The organism is Buchnera aphidicola (Aphis helianthi) (assembly GCF_005083845.1).
Lineage (GTDB): Bacteria > Pseudomonadota > Gammaproteobacteria > Enterobacterales > Enterobacteriaceae > Buchnera > Buchnera aphidicola_AW.
In genome coordinates, this window is record NZ_CP034894.1 from 564,725 (window position 1) to 581,333 (window position 16,609).

Sequence of the window (16,609 nt, forward strand, 5' to 3'; positions counted from 1 at the left end):
TTAATCATTTCTGGTTTATTTATCTTATTAATTCAATAAAAATTAAGTTATTCCTATAACAGAGTAAACTTTTTGCAAAGTTTCTTGAGATTTTAAACGAGCTTTAATTGCTCCGTTTTGAATAATTTTTTGTAAAAAAATCTCATCATTACGGTAACTAATATAAGATCTTTGTAACTTAAATAAAAATTTCGATATACTATCAGAAACAATATTTTTAAATTCACTATATAAAACTCCATTTAACTCTTTTTCTAAAATATTAATTTCTTTATTAGTTATAGCAGAAAGAATTTCTAATAAATTTGAAATTCCTAATTTTTTATTACTATCATAATATATTTTTGGAGGATTTTCTGAATCTGTTACACAATTTTTTATTTTTAAAAAAATAGAAGAAATATCTTCTAATAGAAAAATAACATTATTTCTATTAATGTCAGATTTAGACATTTTTTTTGTAGGATCTAACAAAGACATAATCTTCGAACCATTTTGACTAATAATTGGTTTTGGTATAGCAAAAATATTACCATATAATAAATTAAAACGATTAGCTATATTACACGTTAATTCTAAATGTTGCTTTTGATCTTTTCCTACTGGAACAAAATTAGTCTGATATAATAAAATATCTGAAGCCATTAAAATAGGATAATTAAATAAGCCAATATTACTATTTTTAATACGATTTTGATTTCTTTTAATTTTAAATTGTGTCATTCTAGATAATTCGCTAAATTGACTAAAACAACTTAAAATCCAATTTAGTTGACTATGTTGATAAACTTGTGATTGAATAAAAATAGTACTCTTATTAGGATCAACACCACAAGCTAAATATAACGCTAAGGTATCTAATATTTCATTTTTTATATTTTTTTTTTATTAATTGTAGTTAAAGCATGTAAATCTGCAATACAATATAAACATTCATATTGATCTTGCATATTTGACCAATGACGCATGGTACCAATATAATTTCCAATAGTTAATTGACCAGACGGTTGTATTGCACTAAACAATATTGGTTTAGAATTAATTAGCATAAATTCAAGATCCTAAATAAAAACGCATTAATGAATTGACTTAAAATAAGAAAATTTTAATTCTTGACGAATACTTTTAATAATTTTATGATAGTCGGAATAATCAAAAATTCCAGAACCAATTACAAAAACATTTGCTCCAGAAAAAGCTATTTCAGAAATATTTTCTAACTTTACTCCTCCATCTACTTCTAAAAAAATATCTAATGAATTTAAATCAATTAGTTTGCGAACTTCACGCAATTTATGAAATGTAGACGGTAAAAATGATTGATTTCCAAACCCAGGATTTACTGCCATTAATAAAATTAAATCTAATTTGTCTATTATATAATCTAAAAAATTAAGAGAAGTAGATGGATTAAATGCTAAACCAGCTTTACATCCATGATCTTTAATTAAACTTAATGTGCGATCAATATGATCAGTTGACTCTGGATGAAACGTAATAAAATTAGCGCCTGCTTGAGCAAATTGAGGAATTAAATTATCTACAGGTTTTGTCATTAAATGAACATCAATAGGAACATTAATATTATAATTTCTAAGTGATTTTAAAATCATAGGACCCATTGTCAAATTAGGAACATAATGATTATCCATAACATCAAAATGAATCCAATCACTACCTGCATCAACTACTTTTTTCACATCTTTTCCTAAACGTGAAAAATCAGCAGATAAAATTGATGGAGCTAATAAAAATTTTTTCATATTAATTTCCTTTTTATAGACAATTAATAAAAGCTTAAATTTTAAAATACAAAATATATCTAAGGATAATGTTAAAACTTTTTATTTACTTATTTTTACATATATTAAAAGTTATTTATTTATAGTTTTAAAAATATATTTCAATTTAACTAATACTTAAAATTAATTAAACAAACATTATTCAAAAAAAATGATTACTTTTTAAGAAAAAATTTTATTTAACCTCGATAAATTATTTAAAAATATTTTATAATATAAGGTTTTATTGAGAATCTTTGATAGCACTTAAAATAATATTTTTATCTATTCCAGAAAAAACTTTTGCTTTTCCTATAGAAATAGGAAGAACTAATCTCATTTCTCCTGATACCACTTTTTTATCACGCATCATATATGGTAAATATGAAACTGCAGACATATTTTTTGGTCCCTTTGTAGGTAATCCAACTTTTTTTAGTAAAGAAATTATTCTGTTATAATCTAATTTTTTTAAATGTCCAAGCAACTCTGAAGTACGCGATGCCATAACCATACCCACTGATATTGCTTCGCCATGCAACCAGCTACCATATCCAGCATGTGCTTCAATAGCATGACCATATGTATGACCAAAATTTAATAATGCTCTAAAATTTTTTTCTCGTTCATCAAGAGAAATAATTTTAGATTTTAATTCACAACATTTCTTAATACAAAAGCACATAGAGTTATGATCTAATAATAATATTTTTTCGATGTTTTCTTCTAACCAATTAAAAAATATTTCATCAAAAATAATAGCATATTTAATAATTTCAGATATTCCTGAAATTAATTCATTATGTGGTAATGTTTTTAAAAAATTAATATCTATAATAACTGAAGATGGCTGCCAAAAAGAGCCCACCATATTTTTACCTAATAAGTGATTTACTCCTGTTTTACCTCCAACAGAAGCATCTACTTGTGCTAAAAGAGTAGTGGGGATTTGGATGAAACGAACTCCTCTTTGATAAATAGATGCTGAGAAACCAGTTAAATCACCTACTACACCTCCACCTAATGCAATTAGTGTAGTATCCCTAGAATGTTTTTTTTCAAGCAATGCAGAAATAACCATTTCTATTTCATTTAATGTTTTAAATTGTTCACCATCTGAAATAATTACTTGATCTACTTTTATCCCAGATTTTCTCAATTGAAAAAATACTTTATCTTTTAACAAATTAGCTAATGTTTTATTTGTTACTAACATAGCTTGATTTCCTGGTTTTAAAGGAAAAAAAATATTATCTTCTTCAATAATGCCAGAACCAATAGTAATCGGATAACTACGTTCTCCTAAAATAACTTTTAATTGTTCCATAATTATTATACTCTAATAATGTATTATAAATATTTATTAATACTATAATTTTTCTAATAAACGAATTATATTATTTGCAACAGATTTAGCACTTTGAATATCAGTTTGAATTTTAAAATCGGCTATTTCTTCATATAGTGGATTTCTTTCTAAAGCTAAATTTTCTAAAATAGTTTTATTGGATACATTTGTTTGTAGTAATGGTCTTTTTTTATCTCTTTTTGTTCGTGATAACTGTTTTTCAATAGTTGTTTCTAAGTATACAACAATACCTCGAGCAGATAATATATTTCTATTTTCCTTAAATTGTATTGATCCTCCACCGGTCGCAAGAACAATTCCTTGTTTTTGTGTAATTTCATTAATAACTTTAACTTCTCTTTCTCGAAAACCATTTTCACCTTCAACGTCAAATACCCAGCTTATGTTAGCTCCAGTACGTCTTTCGATTTCTTCATCGGAATCAAAAAATTCCATATTAAGTTGTTGCGACAATTGACGACCAATAGTACTTTTACCAGCACCCATAGGTCCAATTAAAAAGATATTTCGTTTTTCTGTCATATTTTTATTACTAAAATAATTTATTAAACATATTAATGTTAATAAGATATAAAACGTTAAAAATAGAATAATTAAATTTAAATTATATTACTCTTTAATTTTTTAAATAAAAAATATTTAATAAATATTCTAAATTTAAACACCTAGAACATTTGCAAAAAAAATTAAAATCTTCTTAGATATTTCATAAATTAATTTAATCCTTATATTTAATTAAGTATTTTAAAAAAAAATTATATTTAAATAATTTTAATATAATTTACAACTAAAAAGTATATTCTATCAGAGTAAAGATTATTTTTTCTATATTTCTTTATAATTTTATAACAAATATTTTTATACATTTGACAAATTAAAAACTTGACGTAATTTATTTTTTCAGATTAAATATAACAAATATTTTTTAAGTTTTTTAAAGGTGAGGTGTCCGAGAGGCTTAAGGAACACGCCTGGAAAGCGTGTATATGGAAACGTATCAAGGGTTCGAATCCCTTTCTCACCAAAAAAATAATTAAATTAATAAAGCAGTTTCTAAAGATAAAAGAATCATATTATCAAAACTAGATTCTCTATCTTTTGATGAAACAGATTCTTTTTTTAAAATATGATCAGAAACTGTGCAAATAGATAATGCTTGTGCTTTAAATTCAGCTGCAACAGAATATATTCCTGCTGTCTCCATATCTATTCCTACAATATTATAATGTTTTAAAATATTTAACATATCTTGATCAGTATAAAATGAATCAGTAGTAAAAAAATTTCCAATATGAAGTTTAAAGTTCATTTTTTTTGCAGCTAAGAACACATTATAAGTAATATTAAAATCTGCAATAGCTGCATAATCATGATTATGAAATCGTATTCTATTAAATTTTGAATCTGTAGAAGCACCTAATCCAATAACAATATCACGTAATTTTATATCATCTCGTATAGCACCACAAGTTCCTATACGAATAATTTTTTTGATATTGTACTCTGTTATTAACTCTCTTACATAAAGAGCAGCAGAAGGTATTCCTATTCCATGACTCATAACAGAAATTTTTTTATTTTTATAATATCCTGTATAAGCTAACATTAATCGTGTTTTATTAATTTGTTTAAAATCATTTAAATAATTTTCAGCAATATATTTTGCTCGGATAGGATCTCCAGGCATTAAAATAATATCTGAAAAGTCACTTTTTTTACTATTAATATGAAAAGTAGACACTTATTTTTTCCTTATTTTGAAAACGAATATTTTTAAAACATATGTTTACCATATTTCATTTCTGATAATGCAAAATATTTTGAAATTGTTTGGCCTATGTCAGCAAAGGTTTTCCGATGACCTAAAAAATTTATTTTTTTACCAGGAGAATACATTAGTATAGGAATATTTTCTCTAGTATGATCTGTTCCTATCCATGTGGGATCGCATCCATGATCTGCAGTAATAATAAGTAAATCTTTTTCTTTAACTAAATTAATCATATTTAATAACTGACTATCAAAAAACTCTAAACCCTTTGCATATCCAGCAACATCACGACGATGCCCCCAAATAGAATCAAAATCAACAAAATTAGTAAATATAATAGTATTATTTTTAGCACATTTCATTTCATTTATAGTTGTATTACATAATTCTTCTAATCCAAAGGATTTTATACTTTTACTAATACCTATACCTGCATAAATATCTGAAACTTTTCCTATTGCAATGACTTTGCCTTGCTTCTCAAGTATTAATTTTTCCATAACAGTCATAGAAGGAGGTTTGATAGATAAATCTAATCTATTTCCTGTTCTTTCGAAATTAAATTTATTAGTTCCAATAAACGGACGAGCAATAACTCGTGCTATTTTATATTTATTCTTATTTAATAAAGTACGAATAACTTGACATAATTTATAGAGATTAGATAAACCAAATATATCTTCATGACACGCTATTTGAACAACAGAATCTGATGATGTATATAAAATTGGTTTTCCTGTTTTTATATGTTTTTCGCCTAATCTTTTAATTATTTCTGTTCCCGATGCATGACAGTTACCAAGAAAACCAGGTAATTCAAAATGTTTTATAATTTCATTTATTAAAATATTTGGAAATGTATTATTAACTTTTTTGAAATAATACCAATTATCTAAAACTGGAACTCCTGCTATTTCCCAATGCCCAGAAGTAGTATCTTTCCCTGAAGAAATTTCACTAGCAAAACCATAACTAGCAATAATTTCAGATTGGTTTATCAAATCATGATAACCTAATGGATATTTTCCTGTTGAAGCTTTATACGCTTGTACTATCCCTAATTTTTTTAAATTAGGTATCTTTAAACAACCCTCTCGTTCTTTATTAGCTTCTCCTAAAAAACATTTCTCCACTATATGCCCGAATGTATCAGCACCATAATCGTTAAATTTACTAGCATCAATACTTGATCCTATTCCAAAAGAATCTAAAACCATCAAAAAAACACGTTTCATTTTTTTAAATACCTAAAAAATAAATTAAAATATATTTATATTTACTGCTCTCTTATTTGATTGAAATTAATATCAATATATCTGGATATGATAATATTTAAGTTTGCTCTATTAGGTGCTAAATATGTTAAATTATTAAAATTGTCTAATGCTAAATGAGATTTGTTGTCATTTACAAATATATCAATACTTTTTTTATTATCTGATGTAATCCATCTAGCCATTGTAATATTAACTTTCTCATATATTGCATCTATTTTATACTCAATTTTTAATCTTTGAATTACTATATCAAATTGTAGTATACCAATGGCCCCTAAAATTAAATGATTATTATTAAAAGGATAAAAAACCTGTATTGCACCTTCTTCTGATAATTGCATTAAACCTTTTTTTAACTGCTTTTGTTGCAATGGATTTTTTAAAAAAATCCGACGAAATATTTCTGGAGCAAAACTAGGAATACCAATAAAATTAATTTCTTCGCCTTCTGTAAAAGAATCTCCAATTTTGATTGTTCCATGATTATGTATACCAATCACATCTCCAGGATATGCTACTTTTATAGAGAATCTATCTCCTGCTATAAAATAAAAAGCATCAGAAATAATAATATTTTTTTTTATTCTTACATGCCTTAATTTAATTCCTTTTCTATATGTACCAGATACAATTCTAATAAAAGCTATACGATCATGATGTTTTAAATCCATATTCGCCTGAATTTTAAATACAAAACCTGTGAAATATTTTTCTTCAGGTTGTATTTTTCGTATATTGCTTTTACGATATATAGGTGCAGGGGCCCACTTTATTAAACCTTCTAATATATGATCAATACCAAAATTAGTTAATGCACTACCAAAAAAAACAGGTGTAACAATACTTTTTAAAAAATCTTTTTTATTAAATTTTGAATATACATGACTAATTAATTTTAATTCTTCATAAACTTGTACAGTTAAATCTGAACTAATATATTTCTCTAATAAATATTTTTCTGAATAACTAAAATTCGTTTTGAAAATATTAGATTGTTTTAATTTATTATATAAATAAATTAATTTTTCATCTAGATGAAAAACACCTTTAAAATTTCTTCCACAGCTAATAGGCCAAGTTATAGGAATACAGGATAGTTTTAACTCTTTTTCAATTTGATCTAAAATTTCTATTGGTTCAAGACTATCTCGATCTAATTTATTGATAAATGTAATAATAGGAGTATTATGTAATCGACTTACATCCATTAATTTTTTTGTTCGCTCTTCTATTCCCTTTGCAGCATCAATAACTAATAAACAACAATCTACTGCCGTAAGAATACGATATGTATCTTCTGAAAAATCCTGGTGACCAGGAGTATCTAATAAATTAATTAAAATATTCTTATAATTAAATTGCATAACAGATGTTGTAATAGAAATTCCACGATCTTTCTCGATTTTCATCCAATCTGATTTAGCATATTTTCCACTTCCTCTAGCTTTTACTGTGCCAGAACTATGAAGTACTTTCCCTAAAAGTAACATTTTTTCTGTAATAGTTGTTTTACCAGCATCAGGATGGGAAATAATAGCAAAAGTACGTCTTTTTTTTATTTCTAATTGATGATTTAAATTACACATATATACTCTATTAAAATAATTTATTTTTATAAAATTTCATATAAAAGTTTGTATGAAAGATAATTTATTTATTAATTAAAATTATTAAATTTAGTTTCATTTTTAAAAATATTTTTTAAATAAATAAATGGGTGTAAATTAAATTATATGTAATAATAAAAATATTTATAATTAAATTGTAAATAAACAAAGAGTTACTTTAATGAAAAAAAAAACATCTATATTGCATATACAGGTGGAACTATTGGAATGCAAAAATCAAATAATGGATATATTCCCGTTGCAGGTTACTTGCAAAAACAATTAATTAAAATGCCAGAATTTCATAATCCAGAAATTCCAAATTTTATTATTAAAGAATACAGTCCGCTCATTGATTCTGCTAACATGAACCCAATAGAATGGCAAAAAATTGCGGATGATATTAAAAAAAATTATTATAATTATGACGGATTTGTTATTCTTCATGGAACAGATACTATGGCGTATACTGCTTCAGCATTATCTTTTATCTTAGAAAATTTAGAAAAACCAATCATTATAACTGGATCTCAAGTTCCTATATCAGAAATACAATCGGATGGACGACAAAACTTATTAAATTCGTTACTAATAATTGTAAATTATCCTATTAATGAAGTAACTTTATTTTTTAATTATAAATTATATAGAGGTAACAGAGTTACTAAATCAAATGCTAATGGTTTTAATGCATTTTCATCTCCTAATATAGATCCTTTATTAGAAGTAGGAATTAATATTCGTCATAATAAAAGTATTTTTTTTAAAAAACATAAAAAGTTGAAGGTATATAAAATTAAAGCACAACCTATTAGTATTATTACTATATATCCAGGGATATCTAGTGCAATTTTAAAAAATTTTTTATTACATCCAGTAAAAGCATTGATTTTACGTACATATGGAATTGGAAATGCACCTCAAAATAAAGATTTTTTAAAAGAGTTATATATAGCTAATAAAAAAAACATTATTATAATCAATCTAACACAATGTGCATCTGGGAATGTTAATATGAACGGATATGCCACGGGCAATTCACTAAAAAAATCTGGAGTGATTAGTGGTTATGATTTAACAATCGAAGCTGCTTTAACTAAATTGCATTTTTTACTAAGCCAAAACATTTCAATAAAAAATATTCGTATTGAAATGCAAAATAATTTAAGAGGTGAACTGACAAATTATTCGCATATTTTATAAAAATTTAAAATTATTTTAATAAAAAGAATGATGACCATGCAAATGATGAGTTTGATCAATTACTTTTTTTATTTCAGGAAAAAAAGATAGTATTTTTTTTTCAATCATTTCCTTTAAAGTAACTCCTATCATTGAGCAGCCATTACATCCTCCTGTAAATTCTATAACAGCTATACCACTGTCAGAAATATTTATTAAATTTACTTTTCCACCGTGTAATGATAACTGAGGGTTAATTTCTACATTTAAAAAATTTTTTATTTTTTCTTGTAAAGACAATTGTGTATTTAAAATATTCTTTGTTGCATATGGAGCTTTAAAAGTAAGTTGTGAATTTAATTTATCAACTATAAGATCAATTTCAGAATTTTTTAAAAAACACATAATGGATTTGTTAATATAAATATAAAAATTATTATACTTTAATTTAACATCAGATTCTTCTATTTCATCTATAGCACAATAAGCTACTCTACATTCTGCATTTGACATACCTGGATTAATAATAAACACTCGGATTTGAGTTCCTACTGGTTCTTTAGATAAAAGTGACAAAAAATAATTTTGAGCTGCATTAGAAATTTTAATCATAGTAATTAATTTAATATTTTTATTGATTTTACTTGTTAGTTTTATATAATAATTTTACTAATTAATTAGTTTAAATACAAGATAATTGTAGTTTAATTTTTTAAAAATTTATAGCCATTTAACATGAAAAACTTTACTTGGGAAACTAGAGGAACTGGAAATATTAATCTTGTTATATTAAATGGATGGGGTGTTAACACAAAAATATGGTTTTTTATCGTTCAAAAACTCAGTATTTATTTTAAATTACATTTAATTGATTTGCCTGGAATAGGCATTAATAATAATTTGAATCCTATTAAAATTCAAAAAATAGTTGAAATACTAAATTATTATATGCCTAATAATTCTATTTATTTAGGATGGTCACTTGGAGGGTTAATTGTAACTAATTTTGCTTTATTATATCCTGAAAAAACTTTAGGACTTATTAATGTAGCCTCTTCTCCTTATTTTATAAAACAAAAAAACTGGCCAGGAATAGAAAAAAAGAAAATCTGTTATATATATCGTGATTTATTAAAAAAATATAATGAAACAATAAATAATTTTTTATCTTTACAAATATCAAAAGAAAAACAATATTTCGAAGATTTAGAGATATTAAAAAAAATATTATTTCAGCAAAATAATCAACCAAACCAGAAAACATTAAAAACAGGATTAGAAATACTTTTATCAGTTGATTTAAGATCTAAAATATCTATGATTAAAGTTCCATTTTTACGTATATATGGTTCTTTAGATCATTTAGTACCTAAAAAAATTTCAAATTTAATTGATTTAATATGTCCTAATAGCCATTCTATTATCATAGAAAATGCAGGACACATACCGTTTATTTCACATAAAGATAAATTTTGTTCTATTTTATTAAAATATTTTTTAAAAAAAATATAAAATTATTTTTAAATGTATCGGCCCCAAAAAATGGGGCTAAAATAAAAAATATTAAACTTATTTTAAAATGGAATTTCATCATCAAAATCCATTTCTTCAGAATCTATGTCTTCTTTTTTTAGTTTATATTTTTCTTTGTTTTTAGATGTAGCAATAGTTTCTATTTTTTTTGTTTTTAAAATAGTGTTGTTTTCACTTGCAGAAAGATTATGAGAATTAGAATTTCGATTTCCTAGCATTTGCATTGTTCCACCGATATTTACTATTACTTCTGTTGTATATCGTTCAAAACCATTTTGGTCTTGCCACTTTCTTGTTTGAAGTGATCCTTCAATATATATTTGAGAGCCTTTTCGCAAATATTCTCCAGCTATTTCTGCTAATTTTCCAAATAAAACTACTCTATGCCATTCCGTTTTTTCTTTATTTTCACCTGTATTTTTATCTTTCCAATTTTCTGAAGTTGCAAGCGTCATATTTACTACTGCATTACCATTTGGCATGTATCGTACTTCTGGATCTTGACCTAAATGACCAATTAAAATTACTTTATTTACACCTCTACTTGCCATAATAAAAACTCCATTTCTAAACTAATTAATATAAATATATTTTTAAATAGAATTTTTAATTATTCAAAATAAGTAATAAACATTTAATTTATTATATTAATATTTAATTTGTAATTAAATAAAGAAGATATATATAAATTAAAAATTTATATATTAAGATTAATTTTTTCGGTGTTAAATTATATAAATTAAAATTATTTATTTACTTTTATTAAATTCACTTATTATTTAATAATAAAATTATTACATATTTTTAAAAATATATTTAAAATATTTATTCTAATTCTATCTTAAATAAGAAAAAAACTTATACAAGTTTTTTTAATAAAAAAAAATAAAATTTTATATATTTAAAAAAATCTAAATATTTATAAACACATAAAATATGATAAAATTATTTAAATAAAAAAATTTAGTATTCAATTAATAATACTTTGTAATTGTAATACTTTGTAATATAAATGAATTTTATATTACTATATTAAATTAATATTTATTTTTAAATTTATTTAAAAAAATAAATTTTAATATTATTCATATTTAAAAAAAATATTCCCCTAGAAATATATTCCCATTATGTTATCAGTAACAGTGTAACTTAAAAATAATTTCATTATAAAGAATATATAAAATATATATCTTCTAAAAAATAAATAAAAATTATAAAAATAGTATTTAAAATAATTAAAAAGATACAAAGTAAATTTATTAGCAAATAGTTTATTATTCTAATATTAGAATATAATTTCAAAGTGATTTACTAAATAATGGTATATGTAACATATATGGGTAAAAATAAATTATATTTAAATCAAATTAATAGATTAAAAATTCCTCCACATTCGATAGAAGCAGAACAATCAGTACTAGGTGGTTTAATGTTAGATAATGAACAATGGGATACTGTTTCAGAACATGTAGTTGCTGATGATTTTTTTAGTAAACCACATCGTTTAATATTTCAAGAAATGCAACAATTATTAAATTCAGGGCATCCAATTGACTTAATTACATTATCTGAATCTTTAGAACAAAAAGGAAAACTAGAAAGTGTTGGTAGATTTTCTTATTTAGCTGAGTTATCAAAAAATACTCCTAGTACAGCAAACATAATTGCTTATGCTGACATAGTAAGAGAACGTGCAATTGTAAGAGAAATGATATTAGTTGCTAATAAAATAGCAAATGCAGGGTATGACACACAAGGAAGAAAAAGTGAAGAACTTTTAGATTATGCTGAATCCAGTGTTTTTAAAATAGCAGAAAAACGTTTTAAAAAAGATTCAGGACCTAAAAATATTGAACAAATACTTGATGAAACGATTAATAATATTGAAAAATTATTTTTATCTCCTAATGACGGAGTAACAGGAATTAACACAGGATATCAAGATTTAAACAAAAAAACATCAGGCTTACAACGTTCTGAATTAATTATTATTGCAGCACGACCTTCTATGGGAAAAACAACTTTCGCAATGAATTTATGTGAAAATGCTGCTATGTTATATGATAAACCAGTTTTAATTTTTAGTTTAGAAATGCCTGGGGAACAAATTATGATGCGTATGTTAGCGTCTTTATCTAGAGTTAATCAAGCTCGAATTAGAACGGGAAAACTAAACGATGAAGATTGGTCTAGAATGTCAGGTACAATAAATGTTTTACTTAAAAAAAAGAATATTTATATAGATGATTCTTCAGCTCTAACACCCAGTGAAGTTCGCTCTAGAGCACGTCGTATTTATCGTGAAAATAATGGTTTAACTTTAATTATGGTAGATTATTTACAATTAATGAGAGTTCCAGCACTTTCAGATAATCGAACTCTTGAAATTGCCGAAATTTCAAGAACATTAAAAGCACTTGCAAAAGAACTACAAGTACCAGTAATTGCGTTATCACAATTAAATCGTTCTTTAGAACAAAGATCAGATAAAAGACCGGTAAATTCAGATTTACGAGAATCTGGTTCTTTAGAACAAGATGCAGATTTAATTATGTTTATATATCGCGATGAAATATATCATGAAAATAGTGATTTTAAAGGAATAGCCGAAATTATCATTGGAAAACAGAGAAATGGACCAATTGGTACAATAAGTTTAACTTTTAATGGGCACTGGTCTAGATTTGATAATTATTGTAATCCTAAATATGATTAACCTGATAAGTACAGATTATTTTTTTTAAAAAAATAAAATATCTTGATGAAAATTTTTACACTATATAAAACTATAATTTTTTATAAACATTAATTTAATATAAAACTCAAATATATGAATAAAAAAAAGATATTAAAAATCGGAATAGTAATGGATCCAATTCAAAATATTAAAATTAAGAAAGACTCAAGTTTTGCTATTTTACTTGAAGCACAAAAAAGAAATCATCAAATCTATTATATGGAAATGAATGATCTATATTTAAAAAAAGGTCATGCATATGCAAAAACACGTTTTATAAGAATACAAAAAGAAATAAATAATTATTTCACTTTTACTCAAGAACAAAATATTTCATTAAACGAATTAGATGTTATATTAATGCGTAAAGACCCACCATTTAATATGGAATTTATATATGCGACATATATTCTTGAACGTGCAGAAAAATCAGGTGTATTAGTTATTAACAAACCAAAAAGTTTAAGAGATTGCAATGAAAAAATATTTGCTTCAATATTTGAAAAATTTATACCGGATACATTAGTTACTAGAAATATATCTCAAATACATGATTTTTGGAAAAAAAATCAAGATATAATTATTAAACCTTTAGATAATATGGGAGGATCAAGTATTTTCCGAATTAAAGAAAATGATGTAAATTTTTTAGTTATTTCAGAAACAATGACTAATTACGAAAAAAAATATTGTATGGTGCAAACTTATTTGCCATCAGTAAAATATGGTGATAAAAGAATATTAATGATCAATGGAAAAGCAATACCATGGTGTGTAGCAAGAATTCCTAAAAAAGGAGAAACAAGAGCTAATATAGCAGCTGGAGGAACAGCTGAAATCAAAAAACTTGATAAAAAAGATTGGGAAATAGCAAATTATTTATCTCCTGTTTTAAAAGAAAAAGGACTTATTTTTGTTGGATTAGATGTTATAGGTGATAAATTAACAGAAATAAATATTACTAGTCCGACATGTATTTGTGAAATTGAACTAAGCACAAATATTTCTATTAGTAGTATGTTAATAGATTATATTGAAGATAAAATATATTTATAGAGATGATAAAATAATGGTAATTGCATTTGATTTTGGAATTAAAAACATTGGAGTGGCTGTAGGAGAAAAAATCCTTAAAAAAGGGAAAGCTTTAAGTAAATTAACCGCATATAATGGACATCCAAATTGGAATGATATTAAATGTTTATTAAATATATGGAAACCTAACTATATAGTTGTCGGACTACCATTAAACATGGATGGTACAAGACAAAAAATAACAAAAAAAGCAGAAAAATTTGCTAATTTATTAAAATATAAATTTAACACTTCTGTGCAGTTACACGACGAACGTTTAAGCACAAAAGAAGCTAGATCTTTAATATTTAATCAACATGGTTTTAAAGCATTAAAAAAAGATAAAATCCATTCTACTGCAGCTGTTGTTATATTAGAAAGCTGGTTTAATCAAACTTATTGTAATTAATTAGATATAATTAAAAAATATGAAAAATATCGAAGAAAATATAAAAATTCTTAAAAAAAAAATACAAAATTTATTAAAAAATAATAATACTTTTTTAAAAAAAATCAAAATTGTTGCAGCAAGCAAAAACCAATCATCTCAAAAAATTCAAATGGCTTTATTATCTGGAATACATGAATTTGGAGAAAACTATGTTCAAGAAGGTATTAATAAAATTCGACAACTAAAACAATATAATAATATTATTTGGCATTTTATAGGAAAATTACAATCGAAAAAAACTAAATTAGTTGCTCAAAATTTTGATTGGTGTCAAACTATTGATCGAGAAAAAATCGCATTTTTATTAAATCAAAATAGAACAAATACACAATGTCCAATGAATGTTTTAATACAAATTAATATTTCTAAAGAAAAAAATAAAAATGGTATTGATATAAAACAATATCAAAAATTAGCAAAAGTTGTTTCTGAAATGCCTAATCTTAATTTTCGTGGGATTATGGCTATGCCTAAAAAAGAAAAAACATCAATAAAATATTCTGATTATGAAAATATCCATAATATATTTAATATTTTAAAAGATAAATATAAATCAGTTGATACATTATCATTAGGTACAAGTTTTGATATTACAACAGCGCTAATGTATAATAGTAATATGATTAGAATTGGAAGAGATATATTTGATTGTTAAATTATCTTAAAAATATGATTTTTTTAAAATATAAAACATTATGATAAAATTGCCCCCAATTAGTTTATACGTTCATATTCCGTGGTGTATAAAAAAATGTGGATATTGTGATTTTTATTCATATGTCAGTAAAAAAAATATTCCAGAATTAGAATACGTTAAAAATTTACTAAAAGATTTAGAAAAAGATTTAAAATTAATACATAAAAGAAAAATAAGTAGTGTTTTTATCGGTGGAGGAACACCTAGTTTATTAAATAGTGAATCTATTAAAAATTTAATAAAAGGAATAAAAAAAAGAACAAAACTTTCTAAATTTTCTGAAATTACTATAGAATCTAATCCAAAGTTAATAGAATATAAACGTTTTAGAAATTATAAAAAATCAGGAATTAATCGATTTTCTTTAGGCGTTCAAACATTTAATTCTCGTTTATTAAAAGTAATAGAACGTACATATGATAGAAAAGAAGCTATTAGAGCAATAAAAGAAATTAAGAAAATTAATAATAATTTTAATCTAGATATTATGTATGGATTGCCAGGTCAATCATTAAAAAATGTTTTATCAGATTTGAAATACGCTGTTAAATACAATCCAACACATATATCATGGTATCAATTAACAATAGAACCCAATACTTCTTTTTATGTAAAAAATTTAAATTTACCTCATGAAAATATTATATTTAAAATGTTTAATCAAGGCGAAAAATTTTTAAAAAAGTCAGGTTATATAAAATATGAAATATCTTCATATATGAAATTAAACTATACATGTCAACATAACCTTAATTATTGGAATTTTGGAGATTATATTGGCATCGGATGTGGTGCTCATGGTAAAATAACTAAAACAAATGGAGAAATTATTAGAACTATTAAAAATAAAAATATTAATGATTTTATAAACGGCAAATATATAGATATCAAAAAATTAATTTTAGATCAAGATAAACCTTTTGAATATTTTATGAATGCTTTTAGATTATATAAACCTATCTACAAAAAACATTTTCAAGAGCGTACTAATATCAGTATTAATGATATAAAAAAAAATATTAAAAAAGCATTGCAAAAAAAATATATAATAGAAAAATCAGATTCTTGGGAAACAACAACAAAAGGAAAAATGTTTCTTAATTCATTACTAAAAATTTTTTTAAATTAAC

15 protein-coding genes, 1 tRNA gene and 1 pseudogene are annotated in these 16,609 nt (G+C 24.0%); 8 read left to right on the top strand and 9 right to left on the bottom strand.

All coding sequences use genetic code 11. From position 1 onward, the window contains the following. Positions 1-42: 42 nt before the first annotated feature. The 4 genes and pseudogenes from trpS to aroK form a co-directional block, all read right to left on the bottom strand. A pseudogene (gene trpS, locus D9V62_RS02735) lies at positions 43-1,049 on the bottom strand (tryptophan--tRNA ligase). 27 nt (positions 1,050-1,076) lie between these two features. After that, positions 1,077-1,763: a ribulose-phosphate 3-epimerase gene (rpe, locus tag D9V62_RS02740; RefSeq protein WP_158340266.1), complete on the bottom strand. Its 687-nt coding sequence runs from the start codon at positions 1,761-1,763 to the stop codon at positions 1,077-1,079. 262 nt (positions 1,764-2,025) lie between these two features. Next, on the bottom strand, positions 2,026-3,108 hold the full coding sequence (aroB, locus tag D9V62_RS02745) for a 3-dehydroquinate synthase (protein WP_187312791.1): 1,083 nt from the start codon (positions 3,106-3,108) through the stop codon (positions 2,026-2,028). Between the two features lie 42 nt (positions 3,109-3,150). Next, positions 3,151-3,672, bottom strand: coding sequence for a shikimate kinase AroK (gene aroK, locus D9V62_RS02750; RefSeq protein ID WP_158340268.1), 522 nt, complete (start codon positions 3,670-3,672; stop codon positions 3,151-3,153). Between the two features lie 417 nt (positions 3,673-4,089). Here aroK and D9V62_RS02755 point away from each other — a divergent pair. Next, positions 4,090-4,174: transfer RNA gene (locus D9V62_RS02755), tRNA-Ser, on the top strand. A gap of 9 nt (positions 4,175-4,183) precedes the next feature. Here D9V62_RS02755 and deoD read toward each other — a convergent pair. From deoD to D9V62_RS02770, 3 genes are read right to left on the bottom strand one after another with little or no spacing between them, the layout of a single operon-like run. Then, the gene (deoD, locus tag D9V62_RS02760; protein ID WP_158340269.1) at positions 4,184-4,891 is read right to left on the bottom strand and encodes a purine-nucleoside phosphorylase; all 708 of its coding nucleotides are present in this window, start codon (positions 4,889-4,891) and stop codon (positions 4,184-4,186) included. A gap of 32 nt (positions 4,892-4,923) precedes the next feature. After that, positions 4,924-6,156, bottom strand: a complete 1,233-nt coding sequence (locus tag D9V62_RS02765) for a phosphopentomutase (RefSeq protein WP_158340270.1) — start codon at positions 6,154-6,156, stop codon at positions 4,924-4,926. A gap of 41 nt (positions 6,157-6,197) precedes the next feature. Next, positions 6,198-7,784, bottom strand: a complete 1,587-nt coding sequence (locus D9V62_RS02770; RefSeq protein ID WP_158340271.1) for a peptide chain release factor 3 — start codon at positions 7,782-7,784, stop codon at positions 6,198-6,200. Between the two features lie 216 nt (positions 7,785-8,000). Between D9V62_RS02770 and ansA the strand changes: the two genes are divergently transcribed. After that, entirely contained in the window at positions 8,001-9,008 is a 1,008-nt protein-coding gene (ansA, locus tag D9V62_RS02775; RefSeq protein ID WP_261979523.1) for an asparaginase, read from the top strand. Between the two features lie 15 nt (positions 9,009-9,023). Here ansA and D9V62_RS02780 read toward each other — a convergent pair whose 3' ends face one another. Then, the gene (locus D9V62_RS02780) at positions 9,024-9,599 is read right to left on the bottom strand and encodes an NfuA family Fe-S biogenesis protein (protein ID WP_158340273.1); all 576 of its coding nucleotides are present in this window, start codon (positions 9,597-9,599) and stop codon (positions 9,024-9,026) included. Between the two features lie 123 nt (positions 9,600-9,722). Here D9V62_RS02780 and bioH point away from each other — a divergent pair, with 123 nt between their 5' ends. Then, positions 9,723-10,499, top strand: coding sequence for a pimeloyl-ACP methyl ester esterase BioH (gene bioH / locus D9V62_RS02785; protein WP_158340274.1), 777 nt, complete (start codon positions 9,723-9,725; stop codon positions 10,497-10,499). A gap of 62 nt (positions 10,500-10,561) precedes the next feature. On the opposite strand, the gene ssb is transcribed toward bioH, so the two are convergent. After that, complete coding sequence (ssb, locus tag D9V62_RS02790) at positions 10,562-11,071, bottom strand: single-stranded DNA-binding protein (protein WP_158340275.1); 510 nt, start codon at positions 11,069-11,071, stop codon at positions 10,562-10,564. 767 nt (positions 11,072-11,838) lie between these two features. Here ssb and dnaB point away from each other — a divergent pair. From dnaB to hemW, 5 genes are all read left to right on the top strand, one after another. Continuing rightward, positions 11,839-13,236, top strand: a complete 1,398-nt coding sequence (dnaB, locus tag D9V62_RS02795) for a replicative DNA helicase (RefSeq protein WP_158340276.1) — start codon at positions 11,839-11,841, stop codon at positions 13,234-13,236. Between the two features lie 114 nt (positions 13,237-13,350). After that, positions 13,351-14,313, top strand: coding sequence for a glutathione synthase (gene gshB, locus D9V62_RS02800; RefSeq protein ID WP_158340277.1), 963 nt, complete (start codon positions 13,351-13,353; stop codon positions 14,311-14,313). A gap of 10 nt (positions 14,314-14,323) precedes the next feature. After that, positions 14,324-14,740, top strand: coding sequence for a Holliday junction resolvase RuvX (gene ruvX, locus D9V62_RS02805; RefSeq protein WP_158340349.1), 417 nt, complete (start codon positions 14,324-14,326; stop codon positions 14,738-14,740). A gap of 19 nt (positions 14,741-14,759) precedes the next feature. Continuing rightward, on the top strand, positions 14,760-15,437 hold the full coding sequence (locus D9V62_RS02810; RefSeq protein ID WP_158340278.1) for a YggS family pyridoxal phosphate-dependent enzyme: 678 nt from the start codon (positions 14,760-14,762) through the stop codon (positions 15,435-15,437). A gap of 40 nt (positions 15,438-15,477) precedes the next feature. After that, positions 15,478-16,608, top strand: coding sequence for a radical SAM family heme chaperone HemW (gene hemW / locus D9V62_RS02815; RefSeq protein WP_158340279.1), 1,131 nt, complete (start codon positions 15,478-15,480; stop codon positions 16,606-16,608). Position 16,609: the final 1 nt, after the last annotated feature.